Here is a 17060-nt window from a genome sequence, read left to right as displayed (position 1 = left end):
GATAAAAGCTGCTTACTCCATTTCTATGCCTCTATCAGAGTTCATAGAATCTATTTGATACTAAATTGTATTGCCAATTTGCCCGCACATCATACTTGTTATGCTATAAATTCTCCATTTCCGAGAGAATAGCTTGTGTCAATAATAAAAATCATAATTTTTATAAAAAACTCTATTTTTTTCAATGAATTCGTTTACAGTGTTTTTGTGAGCCGTTATAATGGAGAGTAAGCAGCTACAGCCGGATTCATACTGGAAGGGGGATTTTCTCTTGGACCGCATGTTTCGCGTATTGGGATTTTTCACACTTGTCATCGGACTTATGGCTTTTGCCGGTGACCTTACGGAAATGGCCCTGCTTTTCTTTTTGCAGACCGCATTTTTTGTGATCCTTGGCTACATGAAATTCACCGAGAAAACTTACATTCTGCTCTTCTGGGGTTATATGATCCTGACTTTTACCGGCTTCAGTTATTGGACGGTCTTCCAGATGGGCTTGCCGCTGTAACGCATAGTCATGGATGAAACTTTGAATTCCGACTTATATATTGGGGCTCCCCGTAAAGCATCTGCTTGCGGGGATATTTTGTTTGTCCGGCTGTAGTTCCACGGGGCCAAAACAGGGTATGATATTTTAACAGGCCGAATCATATTAATAGTACATACCTGACTTATACTTTATTCAAGGTGGTGATGTGGTGTTATTCCGCAATTCCTTTCGCCGTTCATTTACAATTATGCTCATACTCACCTGCACCCTTCTCCTGCTGCCTCCGCCTGTGTATTTGTCTGCCGCCGGTCCTGATACCGGGGCCAGCACCGCAGCGCCTTCGATCCCGGATAATGAAGAGACCCGCAGACTGCTGGAGCAGACCCTCTCTTCTGCAGAAATTGAACGCGAGATTGTCCGGATTACGGCAGAGCAGCAGACGTTAGCGCGTAAAGCTGCCGGGCTGAAGGAGCAGGCAGCGGCACAGCAAACAGCCATTGCCGATAAGCAGGAGCGTGCCGGCGCAGTTGTCCGGGCTTACTATATGGGAGAACGTGACGGCCTGCTTACTGCCTTCCTGTCCGCCAAAAGCATCAGCCGGATGCTTGCCCTGTTTGATTACTACGAGATTATAATGGGGCGCGACAAGGAAACGCTATCGGCGTATGAGGCACAATATAAAGAACTGAAGGCTACACTTACAGCTGCCGAACGCAGCTCTGCCGAGCTTGCAGAGCTCAAAACAGCGCTGGAAGAGCAGCAGAAACGTGTGCTTGCCCTAAATGAGCAGATTGAAGGGGGCATTCGGGCCAGTACCGATCCGGAACGTATGGGGCTGCTGCTGGAGGAGTTCAGTAAATATTGGGAGAACATCGGGATTCACGAGGTGCGCACTTATTTCAAAGCGTTATCGTCCGCGATGAAGCATCTGCCGCAGTTTGTGCAGAATCGTGACGGAGTGCTGGTGCGCAAGGGGATGACTTACAATCTTGCCCTGAGCCAAGAGGATTTGAATGAATTTCTGGTTTCACAGAATAAGCTGTTCAAGGATTTCGGCTTTGCGTTCAAGGATAACGAGATTACGGCCAGCGGCAAAAGCGGAGGCCTGTCGCTGAGTCTCACTGGCCATTATACGATTCAAGACGAGCCGGTTAACGGCCTGATCTTTCATGTGGACAGTATTGTATTTAACGGATTACAGCTGCCGGATACAACCCGGCAGGAGCTGGAGGAAGAATTCGATCTCGGCTTTTATCCGGCGAAAATCGTCTCCTTCCTGCGTGCTACTGAAGTATCCAGCATGGACGGTGTGCTCCATGTGAAGCTGTCCCTCTCATTCTGATGTCCCGGCAAGGGCTGCTTCATAGCCGGCGGCATCCACTTTGCCGGTCAGCAGCAGCATTGCCGCTGCCGCTGACCGGCTCCAGATACCTCCGGGTTCACTCCCGGGGGTATCTTCGTCTCTCAGGAATACTCCGTAATCAAACGGAAGCCGGGTAATTTGCGGCAGGCCCGAGCGGTACAGCTCATCCAGTGCCGGGAGGCGGTCCGTATTCTCCAGCCATTCCAGCTGCGCCGAGCTGGAAGTCACATAAGCGAGCCATTTAACTGCTGCTTCCGGACTCCCGGATTGGGCCGGCAGTGCAAGAAAACGGCTGTTGACCGTTTCATCAATCCTCGCTCCCTCCCGTTCCTGCGGCGCCTGCACAGCCAGCGTCGAATTCCCGTGCACCTTCCATTCGGAGAGCGGCACCGCAGCTACTGCCAGCTTGCCGTCCTGCAGCATGTCCCATATCTCCCCGTTGAAGCGGCTGGTCAGATAAAAGAATCCCCGCGCAGCCTCTGTCCAAAGCGCCTCTTCCTGTGTAGTGTCCAGCAATCCGCCGCCCATACTTTGCAGTACAGCAGCATATCCGTACGGATTCCTTGTATCCATTGCCAGCAGATAGCTGCCCCCTGCTTCCTCAGCCTGCAGCCGCCCGAGCAGCTCTCTCCACTCTTCCAGACTGGAAGGCGCTGCTGCAAGCCCCAGCTCGGCAAGCCGCTGCGGTGAATATACCAGCACATAGGGATCAATATCCAGCGGAACTCCCCAATCATATCCGTTCCATTGCATCTGCGGGAGCAGCATCGTCAGCGGCGTACTTCCAGGAACACTCTGATAGATATCTACAGGCAGCAGATACCCGCGCGAGGCCAGATCATAAATGCTGTGGCCGTCCAGCATCACAATATCCGGGCTTTCCCCGACAGTCAGCTCCTCCTGCAGCTGGGCCGCGCCTGTTTCGGTATCCACATTTGTAAGCAGCACATTCACTCCGCTGGACAACGTATAATTGCTGCTGATCCGTTTCAGCACATTGAATTCACCGGTGCTGAGCGATACGCGGATGCTCAGGCTTTGGTTATCCCCCTGCTCACCGGATGGGGGACGCTCCGATTGGTCCAGAGGCTGTCTGGGGGGATAGCCCCGGTCATCCGTATCCAGCTCCATGCTGGGCGACAAGCTTGTCAGCGACAGCAGCAGAACGGCAAACAGCAGCCAATAGTTTTTGCGTCTCAGCACGTGCTCTCTCCTCCTCTAGCCTTATCTTCCTCATTTTAGCAGACATATAGGCCGTTGTCTGCGTTTGTGAAACCGTTCTCTTTCTATTATATAGGTGTGAACGTTGTGAGGTGAATCGTTTGAAGAACGGGCCGCCGGTTGGGCGGTATTCGCACCTGCGGTGAATATTTGGACTTCCGGCCGCTGTTGTCTCCAGATTTCTTCAATTGGACCGCTGTGCGCGGTTGAAATCCGGAGACAAAGGCGGACGCTCCCGCTCCTCCAGTTCCAAAATTCCCCTCCGGTGCTCCCGCCATATCGGCTCAGCTCTTACAGCCTGACCTCCCTGCCGTTCCGGAGCGGGGCAGACAAAAGCCGGGAGTGGTCATCTCCCGGCCGTGATTGTGCTTATTAACCGGCGGACTGCCGATTGAAGAGCGGGTTCTGTAAGTTGATTTTTCGGGCTGCAGTGATAAAAAAATGTGTATCCAACCCTTGGAGCTGCTACAGCAAATCCGCAGCCAGCTGAGCCAGATGCGAACGTTCACCTTTTTCAAGTGTGATATGGCCGCTGATGCCCTGTGCCTTAAATTTCTCAACAATATAGCTAAGCCCGTTGCTCGCCGCATCCAGATAAGGATGGTCGATCTGCTCCGGGTCACCCATCAGGATAACCTTACTGCCCTCACCGGCCCGGGAGACAATCGTCTTCACCTCATGGCGGGACAGATTCTGTGCTTCATCAATAATAATGAACTGCGACGGAATGGAGCGTCCGCGGATGTAGGTGAGCGCCTCCACCTGGATGCTTCCGAGGCCCATCAGTATTTTATCAATGTCCCCTGCTTTTTTGGTATCAAACAGGAACTCGAGATTATCATAAATCGGCTGCATCCACGGACGGAGCTTCTCATCCTTCTCACCCGGCAGATATCCGATATCCTTCCCCATCGGAACAACCGGACGGGCAATCAGCAGCTTTTTGTACTTATGCTCATCTTCAACCTTGAACAGCCCGGCGGCAAGCGCCAGCAGTGTCTTCCCTGTACCGGCCTTCCCTGTAATGGTTACGAGCGGAATATCATCATTCAGCAGCAGTTCCAATGCCATCCGCTGCTGGGCATTGCGGGCGCTGATCCCCCACACCGCATCATTGCCGAGATATAGCGGCTCCAGGCGGGTGGCATCCCCGTTCACCTTCAGCAGGGCGGATTTACCGCTGCCGATCTCATCCTTCAGGATGATGAATTCGTGCGGGTACAGCGGATAGGACAAAGCCAGCTGCTTAACGGACAAGTGGCGGTGACTGTAATACTCATCAATCAGTGAAGGATGAACCATCAGCGACTGGCAGCCGGAATACAGCTCGTTTAAATCTCCGGTGCGGTCGGACAAATAATCCTCCGGGGTTATGCCGAGTACATCCGCTTTGATGCGGACAAGCACGTCTTTACTTACGAGTACCACGGGGCTGGGTTCAGCCTTTTCATTCTCCTCGTGGAGATAGTTGAGTGCAACAGCCAAAATGCGGTTGTCATTCGTAATTTCACCAAACATTTCTTGTACCTTTACGAAGCTGCGGTGGTTAAGCTCTACCTTCAGCGTTCCTCCATGCTCCAGTACCACACCGCTGTGCAGGTGGCCCAGTTCCCGGAGTCCGTCTAACAAACGTGACACGGTGCGGGCGTTGCGGCCGATTTCATCGGCATTACGCTTCTTGGAGTCGATTTCTTCCAGGACTACAGCGGGAATGACAACTTCATTCGCCTTGAAAGCAAAAATCGAATTGGGGTCGTGCAGTAGCACGTTAGTGTCTAGTACGAATATCTTTTTCATGTAATCCCCTCCACAGCGCCTGGTTTGATTGATCATACATAACTCTATTCAGCAGGGGCAAGATAAGTTAAACAATGATTCATGGCTGAAAGGAGTAAGCACATATGAGAAAATCAATGTGTCTGTTGCTGGTACTGCTGCTGCTGACAAGCTGCGGTATCGCTAATAAAGAGACATCACCCTCTCCTCAGGATAAACAGTCTTCCAAGGCTTTGAGCAGCCAGGGGAACCATGAGGTGCGCACTTTGTCCGAAGACGGGAAGAATGCCCTCAAACCCACGCCGGACGGCGGACAACCTTCTGACGTAAACGGTGAAAGCGAAGTTGCACTTAAGGATCATTTTGAACAATTAGCCAAAAGAGTTCCGGGAGTAAACGGAGCCCACTGTGTCGTAATGAACAACATTGCGGTGGTCGGCATCGATGTCGACGGGTCCCTTACCCGTTCGCGGGTCGGAAGCGTGAAATACTCCGTAGCCGAAGCGATCCGTAAGGACCCGAAAGGCGTAAGAGCCCTGGTTACAGCCGACATGGATTTATCCAGCAGACTGGCCGAGATGGGCAAGCATATTTCCAAGGGAAATCCCGTTTCCGGCTTTGCCTCCGAAATGGCCGATATCATCGGCCGGATTATCCCTCAGCTGCCGGAGGATACCAAACCGCAAGGCAACGGACAATAAATTCCAGTATCCGCCAAAAGTCTAAATAGAGACAAAATCCCCCCATAAAGTGGGGCTTTGGCTTCGAGGTGACTCAGGTACTTTGCGGGGACCCCAAAACATATAAATTCTTGCAAAAAAAGCCTAGTGATGTCACACTAGGCTTTTTGCATGGCGGCAAACACTTGTCCGTCCAGCTTCTCAGCCGCACGCGCATCGTATACCTTAGCATATTTCGGAGCGGATTCCAGATGGGCGCCATAAAACAGCGCATTGCGGACCGCTTCAATCTCAACATCAAAACAGCACATCTTAAAAGGGACATCAGACAGCGGGTCCTGCTTCACTGAAGCACGCCCGTTGATGGCATGAACCGTTCCCTCACCAAATACCGTAACGGTGATCATCGGATTCACTTTCATGTTGTTTACGAGTCTCGAACGGTGGTCTACCGCCAGTCGCAGAGTAGAAGGGCTTACTGCATAGATCCAGGAAATTGCAGTAGACGTAGGCCCGCCGGATTCCGCATCCACAGTATTTAGCAGAACAAAGGTTTCCGACTGCAGCATAGCAAGCAAAGTTTCGTTCAGCTGAGCAACGGCTTCGGACATGATTAGAGGCCCCCTATGCAGCGTGAATGCATTTAATTAATTATATTATAGCACAGCATGAAACTTGCATTCAATTTGTAGATTGTTTCCTGCCTCTTACGGGCTGTCTGACGCAGCAGAAGCTTCGGATGCAGAAACACCGGCAATCCGGTCCTGCAGACTCTTCTTGGCGGCTTCCAGCTCTTTATCGTTAATATATACATAGGGACTGCGCCAGGTTCCGCCAACCGGCACAAATTCGACATCTGCTTTGGAGATGTCCCAATAGGTGGCAATCATACTCTTAATTTGCGCATTTTCAATATCGCTCTCCAGATTATCGTCAACAGCATCCAGTACTCGGCCGATTTTGAGCACGCCGCCAAGGGACTGCATTTGCGAGATCAGCGAATTAAGCACCTCACTCTGGCGTTTATTACGGTCAAAATCATCCGAAGGCTTGGTTTGCGGGCTGCAATTGGATTTACGGTAACGCACATAATCAAGCGCTTTATCTCCGTCCAGCTGTGCCGGTCCCTGCTTCAGATTAATGTTCGTTCCGTCCACGCTATCCGTATAACACATATTCTGGCTGATATTAACGTCTACTCCGCCGAACTCATCCACGATATCCCGGAAGCCCTGGAAATCAAGCACAGTCGCATAATTGACTTCAATGCCAAGATATTTGCCCATCATCGTCTTCATTTCATCCTCGGCCAGAATACCGGAAGTCTTCTCCTTACCCTTGAACCGGGAATAAAATGCATTGATCTTCGTCTTCTTGTATCCGCTCAGCTCTACGTAAGTATCGCGGGGCAGTGAGACCACAGTAGCTGATTTGGTCTTCGGATTGAGCGCAGCAACCATAATGACATCCGTCAGGTTCGACGGGTGCTTCGGACGGTTATCTGTGCCCAGCAGCAGCATGGTCAGCGGCTTCTCAGAAGCTGCTTGCCCTGCCTGAACAGGCTGGTCTACTCCAAACCCGCCCTGATCAAACTTCCAGTACAGGTATCCTGCATAACCCAGTGCCGCAATTACAGCAACCAGGAGGAGAATTAGAAGCAGTCTCATCATTCTGGCGAAGGGTCCGCGTTTCTTAGGCTTTTTCTTATTTGATTTAGCTTTGGGTCTGGCAGCTTGCGTTGCCGCAGCGGTTCTGGGCTGCTGTCTGTTGGTTCTCGGCTGGCCGTTCGATCTGGGTGGCAGACTGCCCTTGTTATTACTCATAATGGAATCAGGTCCTCTTCATTCTGCTGGAATTAAGTTACGTTGTATTAAGATAGACGGTCTGAAGGTGCAAAAGTTGCGCCTATTGCCGCTTCACGGCATCTGCTGCTGCGGCTTTCCGCTTCTGCCGGGCCTCTGCCAGGTAGCGGACACGGACAAGCAGCATCAGGCCAACCGCCACCAGCAGACACTGGATAATCGGCAGCTTGTCATGCTGGAAGATCAGCAGCATGCCTGAGCCAATGGCCATCATAATATAGAGCACGATTTCCTTGCCGACCGGCAGCTTCTGATTGACGCGAAATACACGGTTATACACATAAGTCAGTAGAATAAAAATGACAATGTAAGCGACAATTGGATGCTCAGCGAACCAGCTCTGCACAGCTCGTCACTCCTCCCGGATCTAAGTATCGCTTACATTATATCATCTGCAGCATTTTTATACTGCTTTATATCCCTGCAATTTGAAAGATCTCCCGCACGAAATCATTCCAAGCACACTCCGCAAAAAAATAAAAAAAGCCGCCGGAGGGGTATCCGGCAGCTTATCAGGCAACAGCTTACGCTTGGCTGGCTTGCGCCGCCTTACGCTGTTTCTCTGCACGTTCGCGCTCACCCTTATTCAGGATCTTTTTACGCAGACGAACGGATTTAGGTGTAATTTCACAATATTCATCATCATTCAGGTACTCAAGAGCACCTTCAAGAGAGAACATGCGCGGAGTCTTCATCTTCACGGTTTCATCTTTAGTGGCAGAACGCACGTTAGTCAATGCCTTCTCCTTACAGATGTTAACGATAATGTCGTTATCACGGGTATGCTCACCAACGATCATACCTTCGTAGATTTCTGTACCCGGCTCCAGGAAGAGGATACCGCGGTCTTCTACGCCCATCATACCGTAGAATGTGGAGTTGCCGGTCTCGCTTGATACGAGTACGCCCTGGTGACGTCCGCCAACCTGTCCGCCGATCAGCGGAGCATAGCTATCAAAGGCATGGTTCATTACACCATAGCCACGGGTCAGCGTCAGGAAGTGCGTATTATAACCGATCAGTCCGCGTGCCGGAATCAGGAACTCCAGGCGGACCTGGCCGGTACCGTGGTTGATCATGTTAACCATCTCGGCTTTACGTGTTCCCAGACTTTCCATAACAGCGCCCATGCTTTCTTCCGGAACATCGATCATCAGACGCTCGAGCGGCTCCATTTTGGCACCGTCAATTTCTTTAACGATAACCTCAGGCTTGGAAACCTGCATTTCATAACCTTCACGGCGCATATTCTCGATCAGGATCCCGAGGTGAAGCTCACCGCGTCCGGATACGACAAAGGCATCCGGGGAATCTGTTTCATCTACACGCAAGCTGACATCCGTTTCCAGCTCTTTGAACAGACGCTCGCGCAGCTTACGGGAGGTTACCCATTTGCCTTCTTTACCGGCGAACGGACTGTTGTTCACGAGGAACGTCATTTGCATAGTAGGCTCGTCGATCTTCAGGACAGGCAGCGCTTCAGGATGCTGCGGATCGGCAATGGTCTCACCGATGTTGATATCCTTGATACCGGCAATAGCTACGATGTCGCCTGCGCCAGCTTCTTCAGTCTCAACACGCTTCAGCCCCTGGAAGCCGAACAGCTTCTCGATACGCGCGGTCTTACTCTTACCGTCACGCATAATGACTGTAACCGATTGACCCTGCTTAATGATACCGCGGTTCACACGGCCAATAGCTATACGGCCAAGGTATTCATTGTAATCCATCAGGGTTACGAGGAACTGCAACGGCTCTTCAACCTTCTCGGTTGGCGCCGGGATATGTTCAACGATAGTTTCGTAAAGGGCAAGCATGTTGTCATCCTGTTTCTCAGCTTCCATACTCGACGTGCCGTTAAGGGCAGAAGCGTAAACAACCGGGAATTCAAGCTGATCGTCATTGGCTTCAAGCTCAATGAAGAGGTCGAGAACTTCATCAATAACTTCCTTCGGACGCGCAGCCGGACGGTCAATTTTGTTCACGACAACGATTGGGGTAAGATTCTGTTCAAGCGCCTTGCGCAGAACGAACTTCGTCTGCGGCATGCAGCCTTCATAAGCATCTACAACCAGCAGTACGCCGTCAACCATCTTCATGATACGTTCTACTTCACCGCCGAAGTCGGCGTGTCCAGGGGTATCAACGATGTTGATCAGGTAATCTTTATAGGTAATTGCTGTATTTTTAGCCAGGATGGTAATTCCGCGTTCCCGCTCCAGGTCGTTGCTGTCCATGGCCCGTTCCTGCAAGTGCTCGTGCGCGCTGAAAATCCCTGATTGCTGGAGAAGCTGATCGACGAGTGTTGTTTTACCATGGTCAACGTGGGCAATGATTGCAATATTGCGGATATCTTTTCTTGAATGCATGATTTGTATCCAAATCCTCTCATTTATCAAATTAAAAATGTTTAAATTCATAGCATGTCACGGCAGTCTCACAAAAGAAGCGCCAGGCAGAAACCCGACGCTCCAACATATCTATAATAGTATCTTGAAAGCAGTATGAAAAGCAAGTCTTTTCATGAAAAAAACGTTGCCAACTCCGTTTAATTTTTCTAATTTACCAGCCGCCATTCCATTTCTTGCGTTTCCCCGCTCTGCCCCGTCCGAGCATCAGCCATAGGCCCGCAGCAATCAGAACAGCCCCAAGCAGATATAATGCACCAGTTCCGAGTAAGGTGAAGATGAAGAGCACCAGGCTGAGCAGTCCAAGGATAACCGCCGTTGTGGTCAGCCCCCCGTTTCTTCCGGAAGAATATAAGGAATATTCATACAGGCCGACAGCGATCCCCAGCAGGAGGAGCGGCCATAAATGGCTCATCAGTCCCCAGCCCCACATATTGCATATTCCTAAAAGCAGGCCGTATACCGTTAAAATGCCCGCCGGAAGCAGCACAGTGGCAGAAGCGCGGCGCGTGAAGAAGAGCACATGCAGGAACAGGCCCGGAAGCAGAATAACGAGCGGCCACAAGGTACGTCCAAGAAATCCGAATACCCCCAGCTTTCCGAATAAAATTACGATACCGGCGGCAGCGATGAACACACCCAGTTTCATGTCGTTTTTGGAAGACATCTTTCACCCATCCCTTCAAAATTCGTGTCTTTTCTCTGGCCCTCGTCACTTCAGCAGACGGATTCGGCGGCAGGATTCTTTTATATTTTATCTGAAAAATAATTAAAACACCATCATTCTTCGTGTTCTCCGGGTAAATGCACAAAGAGGCTGCACCAAAGCCTTCCAGCTTTTGGTACAGCCTCTATTATTGCCGCTTCTTATCCTGCAGATACTATACGCCGCTTGAACATGCCAGTTAATACTACAATGATTCCCAGAATAACCGGCAGCATCGAGTGGATTGTAGGCAGCAGGAAGGAGAGGACCGCACCGAATTTGGCATCCTGCAGCAGCATATTGCCGGCCGTATAGGCCAGAATGTAGGCTCCGATAAATACCAGTACCGGAAAACGGTGCAGCCAGCCGACAATAATCCCGCTGCCCCAGACAACAATCGGTATACTGATGGCAATCCCGATCACGATTAAAGCGAGGTCCCCCTTGGCAAGGCCGGCAATCGCCAGCACATTGTCCAGGCTCATGATGAAGTCTGCCAGCAGAATGGTCCTTACCGACCTCCACACGCTGGAGCTCCCCTCAATCTTAAGCTCCTCTTCTTCCTCCAGCAGCAGCTTGAAGGAGATCCAGAGCAGAAGTATGGCTCCCCCGGCTTCAATATAAGGAATTTTGAGCAGCAGCACGGCGGCAAAGGTCAGTATACAGCGCAGTCCGACAGCCCCGGCAGCACCCCACCAGACAGCCTGCTTGCGGTGCTTCTCCGGCAGATTTTTGCTGGCCATCGCAATGACCATTGCATTGTCTCCGCTCAGCACCAGATTGATCATCAGTATTTCCCCAAGCAGCACTAACGAATCCATTGTCTCAACCTCCCTGAACTCCATGTAACTACATGTATGCCCAAGGGTGACAAGCTATGCCTCTAAATCATGAATGAGCGGCACCATTCCCGCGTATACAAAACTATAGCCGGAAAATGTCTGTAAAAAATAGGAGTGACCGAATTGAACACATCCGTTACGGATTTCATTTTATCGCTGCTGCATATTGTTTTCCTCGATTTGATTCTGGCCGGAGATAATGCCATCGTAATCGGTCTGGCTGCGCGTAATCTGCAAGGAGGCTCACAGAGGAAAGCTATCCTGCTTGGCACCGGCGGCGCTGTCGTTCTGCGGATTATTGCGACTATTCTTGTCGTATGGCTGCTCAAGGTGCCTTGGCTGCTGCTGTTTGGCGGACTGCTGCTGATCATCATTGCCTTCAAGCTGCTGGCCGGAGACACTACCCAAACGGAGGTGCAGGCCGGAGGCACACTTTGGGCTGCTGTCCGGACGATCATTATAGCTGATGCGGCGATGGGCCTGGATAACGTAATCGCCATCGCCGGTGCTGCCAAGCACAATATAACCCTGGTGGTGCTGGGCCTGCTGATCAGCGTCCCGATCGTTGTCTGGGGCAGTACATTATTCATTAAGCTAATTAACCGGTACCCCTCCATCATCTATCTCGGCTCTGCCGTGCTCGGCTTCACTGCTTCCGGCATGATTGCCGGCGAGCAGCGGATTGCCCCATACTTCGCAGAGCATCCGCTGCTCCACGCCCTGTTCATTGCCTTGGTCATTGCCGGTATTCTCGCTGCCGGCCACCGGAAACGCCGACGTCTGCACAGCGGTGTGAGGGGCAGCGGCACACCCGGTTAACCTCTGGCATAACGCCCCGTTTAGTCTGTCAGGACATCAGAACCAGTCTTCCCGTATTCCGGATTGTATCTGAACTACATCACTTGGTGTCTCGTCGCCATAAGGGGTAATGGACACTGTCTCCGTCCCGGCTACTGCAGCATCGAGCTGTTCCTGATAGCGGGGCAGTGTAGCTTCAATCTTCTCAATAATCCGCATATTCGGATTGGTTGTCGGAGATTTGGGCACGAACAGCGTACAGCAGTCCTCATACGGAAGAATGGACAGGTCGTACGTGCCGATGTTCTGGGAAATGGTGATAATCTCACTTTTATCCATCATCACCAGCGGCCGCAGCAAGGGCAGATCCGTAGCCCGGCCGATAACATTCATACTCGGCAGTGTCTGGCTGGCTACCTGTCCCAGGCTGTCGCCGGTAACCAGGGCAAGTGCCCCTTCACGCTCAGCAAGAGTGGTGGCAATCCGCAGCATCGCCCGGCGCATCAGCGTAATAATCAGATTATCCTGGCCGATGCCTGCAAATGAGGTCTGCACCTCTGTGAATGGCACCAGATGAAGCTTAATCACCCCGGAATAGCGGGAGAGCACCCTGGTCAAGTCTACAACCTTTTGCCGGGCAAGCTCACTTGTATACGGATAGCTGTAGAAATGTACACACTCGACCTCAAGTCCCCTGCGCATAGCGGACCAGCCGGCCACCGGACTGTCAATACCGCCGGAGAGCAGCAGCATGGCTTTGCCGTTCGTGCCGAGCGGAAATCCGCCGACAGCGGCAATATTTTCACAGAAAATATAAGTATGCTCCTCACGGATCTCAATCTTCAGCTCCAGCTGCGGAGACTTCACATCGACGACCAGACCGGAGTAGCCCTGCAGAAGCGGCGTGGCAATCAGCCTGTTCATCTCGATGGAGCCGAACGGGAATTCCTTCCAGACCCGCCGGGCAGTAACTTTGAAGGTTGTTCCTGCTGACGGGGCAATAATATTCAGGAAGTTCCGGCTGACGGCCAGTATATCATCGAAATCCGACCGTGCCGCCTTCACCGGGCTGATTGAAGCAATTCCGAAAACATTCTTCAGTGCTTCTGCCAGCTCCCTGCCCGGCTCTCCGTTCAGTTCAACATAAATCCGCCCGAATTCCTTGCTCAGTACTACACGCGGATATGGTTTAACCATCGCCTTCACATGGCGGAACACCGTCCGCTCAAACCGGCTGCGGTTCTTCCCCTTCAGGATAAACTCCCCGAAGCGCAGCAGCAGCATGTCCGCATATTCCAGACTGCTTCCGTTCCCTGCCCCTTTGGCTCCGGCTGTGGTATCTATATTTGTCATCAGTTAGTTCACGCCTCCTTCGGCAATCTTCAAAGACCGGACGGCAGCAAGCAATGCAGCCGTAAGCTTATCAATATCCTCTTCAGTGTGGCTGTCGCCCAGGCTGATGCGGATGCCGCCCAGCGCTGCAGCCTTATCCCGGCCCATGGACAGCAGTATCCGGCTGGGCTCTGCCAGCCGTGAGGAACAGGCCGAGCGGGTGGCGACTGCCATCCCCAGCTCCTCCAGCCTGCGGGCTAGTACCTCGCCCTTCATCCCGGGATAGGAGAAATGCACAATATGCGGCGCCCCGTCCCCCCTGCTGTTCAGCATAAGCTCCGGGATAGCTGCAATAAATGCCTCCAGCCGCTGCTTAAGCGGAGTAATCCGGCTGGAGAATTCCTGCCGGCGTTCTCCGCTCATGCGCACCGCTTTGGCGGCAGCTACTATATTCGGCACATTCTCTGTCCCGGCACGGCTGCCAAGCTCCTGTGAACCGCCGGTAAGCAGCGGGAACAGGGTGACTCCTTCCCGGACATACAGCAGACCTGTTCCGCGCGGACCGCGGATCTTGTGGGCCGACAGGCTGTACAAGTCCGCCTGCCATTCCTTCAGTGAAGTGGCAAGCTTGCCGTAGCCCTGTACGCCGTCCACATGGAACAGGGTGCGGCGGTTTACGGCCTTCACCTGCTCCCCGATCTCGCGCAGCGGCTGCACCGTACCGACCTCATTGTTCACATGCATCACACTGACCAGCACGGTGTCCCTGTGGACTGCTGCCGCAATCTGCGATGGTTCGACAACGCCTGTGCTGTCCGGTGCAACGAATGTAACCTCCCAGCCCAGCTTCTGCAGCTGGACGCAGCTCTCATAGACAGAAGGATGCTCCAGCGTTGTCGTGACAATATGGCGTCCTCTGCCCTGATATTGCAGGGCTGCCCCTTTCACCGCCAGATTGTTGCTCTCGGTTGCTCCCGAGGTGAAGATGATTTCCTGCGGCTGTACGCCTAGCGCAGCGGCACATACTTCCCGTGACCGCCTGATCAACTTATCTGCCTCAGCCCCGGCACGGTGCAGGGATGAGGGGTTGGCATAATGCTGCCTCATGACCTGCTCCATCGTCTGCACCACCTCTTCGTATGGCGGTGCAGCAGCGGCATAATCCCAATAAAGCATATATCTGCGTTCTCCTTTGCTTCCCGTTAAATTTACTTTCTTAGTATGCGGCAAAAAGGATCAAACGGTCTGCCGCCGCTTGATCCGGCTGGGCAAAATTCCGTTTGATCCTTATATTATAACGCGTATTGCGCGCGGGCGCGTTCTATTTTGGCAATATAGGCCTGGGTTTCCTTGGGCAGCTGCGTAAGATTCGCCATTAATTCCGCATCATTGCTGACGCCAAGCTTGTTCACCCGCCCCGGGCCGGCATTGTAAGCGGCCAGTGCCATTTTCTCTTCTCCGTCATAGCGCTTCAGCTGATAAGAGAGATAACGCACTCCGCCGTCAATGCTCTGGGCAGGATCGAAGGGATTGGATACCCCCAGACCGCTGGCTGTACCATCCATTAATTGCATCAGCCCCTTGGCCCCGGCTGAAGAAACAACATTCGGATTGAAAGAGGATTCCGTATCAATAACCGCCTTGATCAGATCAACCGGCACACCATATTTCGCACTGGCCGTCTGAATGAGCTCTTCATAGTCAGTGGGTATTGTCTGTGTTATTTCCCCGGAAATGCTGTCGTAGGAATCAGAGACTGCACCAAGCTGCTGCCACAGCAGATTGCTTAGTGAAGAGGTATCCGTGAGTGAAGTCAGCGGAATCCCGCCGCTCCCGCTCCCGCCGGTTGCTGATTGCAGGGCTGCCTGCTGAAGCAATGCGGCGAACTCTGCCGCAGATGAACCTGTTACATCCGATGAGACTTTGCCCGCTGCGCCCTTAAGGCTTGAACTTCTGAGATCCACCCATTTCAGCTGCCCGTATCCGCCTGCTGCAGCGGCATCGATTGACATGCGCTCATTCCCTCTTCCGTGTTGAGATCTATATATCCATAGTAATTATATTTAAATTTAAAACACGGCTTTATTTTATAATTATTTTGCTGTGATTGCTATATGGATAATCGAAAAAACAGACTTCAGACCCGTATAGTTAGGTCTGTAAGCCTGTTTTGAATTGGGATATCCGGAATCAGCTTGCTCTAACGGGCAAAAGGAATCAAGACAAAATAGCTTAACGTGGAGACGATACCCAGCCCCATGGCCCAGGCGCCGGCAGTTTTTTGTCCTCTGGCGTAAGCATAATACCCTAATACAGTAGCGATGGGCCCCATAATAATGGACCAGATGAATAAAGAGACCACAGCAAAGCCCAGGCCGATATAACCGATCGACCGGTTATCACTATCCGTCACACTGCTGCCGGAATTTTCTGTTTCCCTGCCGCTTGTTCTCTGCAGCTGTGCCGGCAGCGGGCTCAGCTCGGCGGCATATTCTTCGTCATGTGTTCTGTCCCTGCGGGGATAATCCACCCTGCGCGGGCGCAATATAATTTTCCTGCGTTCCTGCCGGTCAGAGCCGGATTCATCATTATGATTGTCCATTTCGTACCTCCTCTAGGCGTTCGGCTTGAACGTCAGACAACAGGTTGCGGACGAGGTGCCGGCTTGATCCTGATGATTATGAGCCGTCAGCTCTTCGGCATATTCTTCCTTGAAGCGGCTGCCTGCATGCTTGTCGATTTCGATGACGATTTCCTCGGCACGGCACAAATTCTGTTCTCCCCAATAATGACAGTTGCTCACACTGCATTTCACAAGCGGTTTGGCGTTTGTCATAATAATCACCTCGGCTTTATTATGACCCCTGCACGTTTCCGCTATGCGATTAGACGGTTTCCAGTTCACTCGCGCACAAAATTCATTAAAGCGGGACACAAAAAGACCGGGCCGCCATCATCCGTGGCAGTCCCGGTCCCTGTGCAGCGTGCAAAATCAAGGCTATACCTGATTCTGCATCCGTTTCTCCGTCAAATAATCATTTTCATAATAGCTCAGATCATCACGCAGCTCTTCATATACCTTGGTGATCTCCATAATAATGTCGCGCGCCGGGCGGACAGGCTTCTTGCGGAAGCGGATCGCATCCTGGCCGGTATAAGCGTAACGCCCGTCTTCGGAGTAGCTTTCATTTTTAGGATAAAAGAAATTGTTTACACCGAAATGATATACATTATATAACGCTTTTTGTGCGAAAGCTTCATCGAAGTTGGCGCGGCGCAGAGCAACCCCCAGCTTCTCAGAGGACATTTCCGAGAATACCAGCAGATGGCGGAGATCTGACAAGAAACCTTGATAGAAATGCAGCGTTTCTTCATCCCCTTCGGTAACCAGCTGCGGCAGCGCATGCTCGTTCAGGAACAGTTCCATTTTTCCGATTACGGATTTAAGTTTGTCTCTCGTGGATTCACACAATTTCTGCACATTAGCTGCTGACATGGCGGTTGCTCCCCCTTATTAGTCCTTGCTCAGATAGTCGTTAATGACAACTCATTTCAGGTCAATGAATCAAAGTCCTAACTTGA

The 17060-nt window shown here is 51.9% G+C and carries 18 protein-coding genes; 4 read left to right on the top strand and 14 right to left on the bottom strand.

The genetic code is table 11. The annotated features are described in order from the left end of the window. Positions 1-271 precede the first annotated feature (271 nt). Together LOS79_RS00645 and LOS79_RS00640 are read left to right on the top strand one after the other, a co-directional pair. Positions 272-508: a DUF2626 domain-containing protein gene (locus LOS79_RS00645; RefSeq protein ID WP_039304209.1), complete on the top strand. Its 237-nt coding sequence runs from the start codon at positions 272-274 to the stop codon at positions 506-508. 271 nt (positions 509-779) lie between these two features. Then, entirely contained in the window at positions 780-1832 is a 1053-nt protein-coding gene (locus LOS79_RS00640; protein WP_315415527.1) for a coiled-coil domain-containing protein, read from the top strand. Here LOS79_RS00640 and LOS79_RS00635 read toward each other — a convergent pair. Together LOS79_RS00635 and LOS79_RS00630 are read right to left on the bottom strand one after the other, a co-directional pair. After that, entirely contained in the window at positions 1824-3056 is a 1233-nt protein-coding gene (locus tag LOS79_RS00635; RefSeq protein ID WP_315415526.1) for an extracellular solute-binding protein, read from the bottom strand. The two genes, LOS79_RS00640 and LOS79_RS00635, sit on opposite strands and share 9 nt — an antisense overlap. A 483-nt stretch (positions 3057-3539) precedes the next feature. Beyond that, entirely contained in the window at positions 3540-4871 is a 1332-nt protein-coding gene (locus LOS79_RS00630) for a PhoH family protein (protein WP_315415525.1), read from the bottom strand. 104 nt (positions 4872-4975) lie between these two features. On the opposite strand from LOS79_RS00630, the gene LOS79_RS00625 reads away from it, so the two are divergent. Next, positions 4976-5551 carry a YhcN/YlaJ family sporulation lipoprotein gene (locus LOS79_RS00625; protein ID WP_315415524.1) on the top strand — a complete coding sequence of 192 codons (576 nt, stop codon included), beginning with the start codon at positions 4976-4978 and terminating at the stop codon, positions 5549-5551. A 137-nt stretch (positions 5552-5688) separates the two neighbouring features. On the opposite strand, the gene LOS79_RS00620 is transcribed toward LOS79_RS00625, so the two are convergent. From LOS79_RS00620 to LOS79_RS00595, 6 genes are all read right to left on the bottom strand, one after another. Next, a complete protein-coding gene (locus LOS79_RS00620; protein WP_315415522.1) occupies positions 5689-6141 on the bottom strand; it encodes a pyridoxamine 5'-phosphate oxidase family protein in 453 nt (150 codons plus the stop codon). A gap of 96 nt (positions 6142-6237) precedes the next feature. Further along, the gene (locus tag LOS79_RS00615) at positions 6238-7353 is read right to left on the bottom strand and encodes an LCP family protein (protein WP_315415521.1); all 1116 of its coding nucleotides are present in this window, start codon (positions 7351-7353) and stop codon (positions 6238-6240) included. An 82-nt stretch (positions 7354-7435) separates the two neighbouring features. Then, a complete protein-coding gene (locus LOS79_RS00610; RefSeq protein WP_315415519.1) occupies positions 7436-7738 on the bottom strand; it encodes a YlaH-like family protein in 303 nt (100 codons plus the stop codon). 178 nt (positions 7739-7916) lie between these two features. Further along, positions 7917-9761 carry a translational GTPase TypA gene (typA, locus tag LOS79_RS00605; protein ID WP_315415518.1) on the bottom strand — a complete coding sequence of 615 codons (1845 nt, stop codon included), beginning with the start codon at positions 9759-9761 and terminating at the stop codon, positions 7917-7919. A gap of 193 nt (positions 9762-9954) precedes the next feature. Continuing rightward, positions 9955-10467, bottom strand: a complete 513-nt coding sequence (locus LOS79_RS00600) for a hypothetical protein (protein WP_315415517.1) — start codon at positions 10465-10467, stop codon at positions 9955-9957. A gap of 200 nt (positions 10468-10667) precedes the next feature. Continuing rightward, the gene (locus LOS79_RS00595) at positions 10668-11327 is read right to left on the bottom strand and encodes a TerC family protein (protein WP_315415515.1); all 660 of its coding nucleotides are present in this window, start codon (positions 11325-11327) and stop codon (positions 10668-10670) included. Positions 11328-11462: 135 nt separating this feature from the next. Here LOS79_RS00595 and LOS79_RS00590 point away from each other — a divergent pair, with 135 nt between their 5' ends. Beyond that, on the top strand, positions 11463-12167 hold the full coding sequence (locus LOS79_RS00590) for a TerC family protein (RefSeq protein WP_397386720.1): 705 nt from the start codon (positions 11463-11465) through the stop codon (positions 12165-12167). 36 nt (positions 12168-12203) lie between these two features. On the opposite strand, the gene thiI is transcribed toward LOS79_RS00590, so the two are convergent. The 6 genes from thiI to LOS79_RS00560 form a co-directional block, all read right to left on the bottom strand. Then, a complete protein-coding gene (gene thiI / locus LOS79_RS00585; RefSeq protein WP_397386767.1) occupies positions 12204-13430 on the bottom strand; it encodes a tRNA uracil 4-sulfurtransferase ThiI in 1227 nt (408 codons plus the stop codon). 72 nt (positions 13431-13502) lie between these two features. Next, positions 13503-14654, bottom strand: coding sequence for a cysteine desulfurase family protein (locus LOS79_RS00580; RefSeq protein ID WP_315415509.1), 1152 nt, complete (start codon positions 14652-14654; stop codon positions 13503-13505). A gap of 116 nt (positions 14655-14770) precedes the next feature. Beyond that, complete coding sequence (locus LOS79_RS00575; RefSeq protein ID WP_315415508.1) at positions 14771-15490, bottom strand: transglycosylase SLT domain-containing protein; 720 nt, start codon at positions 15488-15490, stop codon at positions 14771-14773. A gap of 188 nt (positions 15491-15678) precedes the next feature. Beyond that, positions 15679-16080, bottom strand: coding sequence for a hypothetical protein (locus LOS79_RS00570; RefSeq protein ID WP_315415507.1), 402 nt, complete (start codon positions 16078-16080; stop codon positions 15679-15681). Positions 16081-16092: 12 nt separating this feature from the next. After that, on the bottom strand, positions 16093-16314 hold the full coding sequence (locus tag LOS79_RS00565) for a DUF1540 domain-containing protein (RefSeq protein ID WP_315415506.1): 222 nt from the start codon (positions 16312-16314) through the stop codon (positions 16093-16095). Positions 16315-16476: 162 nt separating this feature from the next. Beyond that, positions 16477-16974 carry a YpuI family protein gene (locus tag LOS79_RS00560; RefSeq protein ID WP_315415505.1) on the bottom strand — a complete coding sequence of 166 codons (498 nt, stop codon included), beginning with the start codon at positions 16972-16974 and terminating at the stop codon, positions 16477-16479. Between the last annotated feature and the right edge of the window lie 86 nt (positions 16975-17060).

The organism is Paenibacillus sp. MMS20-IR301, assembly GCF_032302195.1.
Taxonomy (GTDB): Bacteria; Bacillota; Bacilli; order Paenibacillales; family Paenibacillaceae; genus Paenibacillus_AQ.
This window is presented reverse-complemented; position numbering and strand designations above follow the sequence as displayed.

Bases quoted from the DNA above. Each gene is read 5' to 3' on its own strand.
- LOS79_RS00630 (WP_315415525.1), bottom strand. From the start codon at position 4,871: ATGAAAAAGATATTCGTACTAGACACTAACGTGCTACTGCACGACCCC.
- LOS79_RS00625 (WP_315415524.1), top strand. From the start codon at position 4,976: ATGAGAAAATCAATGTGTCTGTTGCTGGTACTGCTGCTGCTGACAAGC.
- LOS79_RS00620 (WP_315415522.1), bottom strand. From the start codon at position 6,141: ATGTCCGAAGCCGTTGCTCAGCTGAACGAAACTTTGCTTGCTATGCTG.
- LOS79_RS00615 (WP_315415521.1), bottom strand. From the start codon at position 7,353: ATGAGTAATAACAAGGGCAGTCTGCCACCCAGATCGAACGGCCAGCCG.
- typA (WP_315415518.1), bottom strand. From the start codon at position 9,761: ATGCATTCAAGAAAAGATATCCGCAATATTGCAATCATTGCCCACGTT.
- LOS79_RS00600 (WP_315415517.1), bottom strand. From the start codon at position 10,467: ATGTCTTCCAAAAACGACATGAAACTGGGTGTGTTCATCGCTGCCGCC.
- LOS79_RS00595 (WP_315415515.1), bottom strand. From the start codon at position 11,327: ATGGATTCGTTAGTGCTGCTTGGGGAAATACTGATGATCAATCTGGTG.
- thiI (WP_397386767.1), bottom strand. From the start codon at position 13,430: ATGCTGCTGCTGCGCTTCGGGGAGTTTATCCTGAAGGGGAAGAACCGC.
- LOS79_RS00580 (WP_315415509.1), bottom strand. From the start codon at position 14,654: ATGCTTTATTGGGATTATGCCGCTGCTGCACCGCCATACGAAGAGGTG.
- LOS79_RS00575 (WP_315415508.1), bottom strand. From the start codon at position 15,490: ATGTCAATCGATGCCGCTGCAGCAGGCGGATACGGGCAGCTGAAATGG.
- LOS79_RS00570 (WP_315415507.1), bottom strand. From the start codon at position 16,080: ATGGACAATCATAATGATGAATCCGGCTCTGACCGGCAGGAACGCAGG.
- LOS79_RS00565 (WP_315415506.1), bottom strand. From the start codon at position 16,314: ATGACAAACGCCAAACCGCTTGTGAAATGCAGTGTGAGCAACTGTCAT.
- LOS79_RS00560 (WP_315415505.1), bottom strand. From the start codon at position 16,974: ATGTCAGCAGCTAATGTGCAGAAATTGTGTGAATCCACGAGAGACAAA.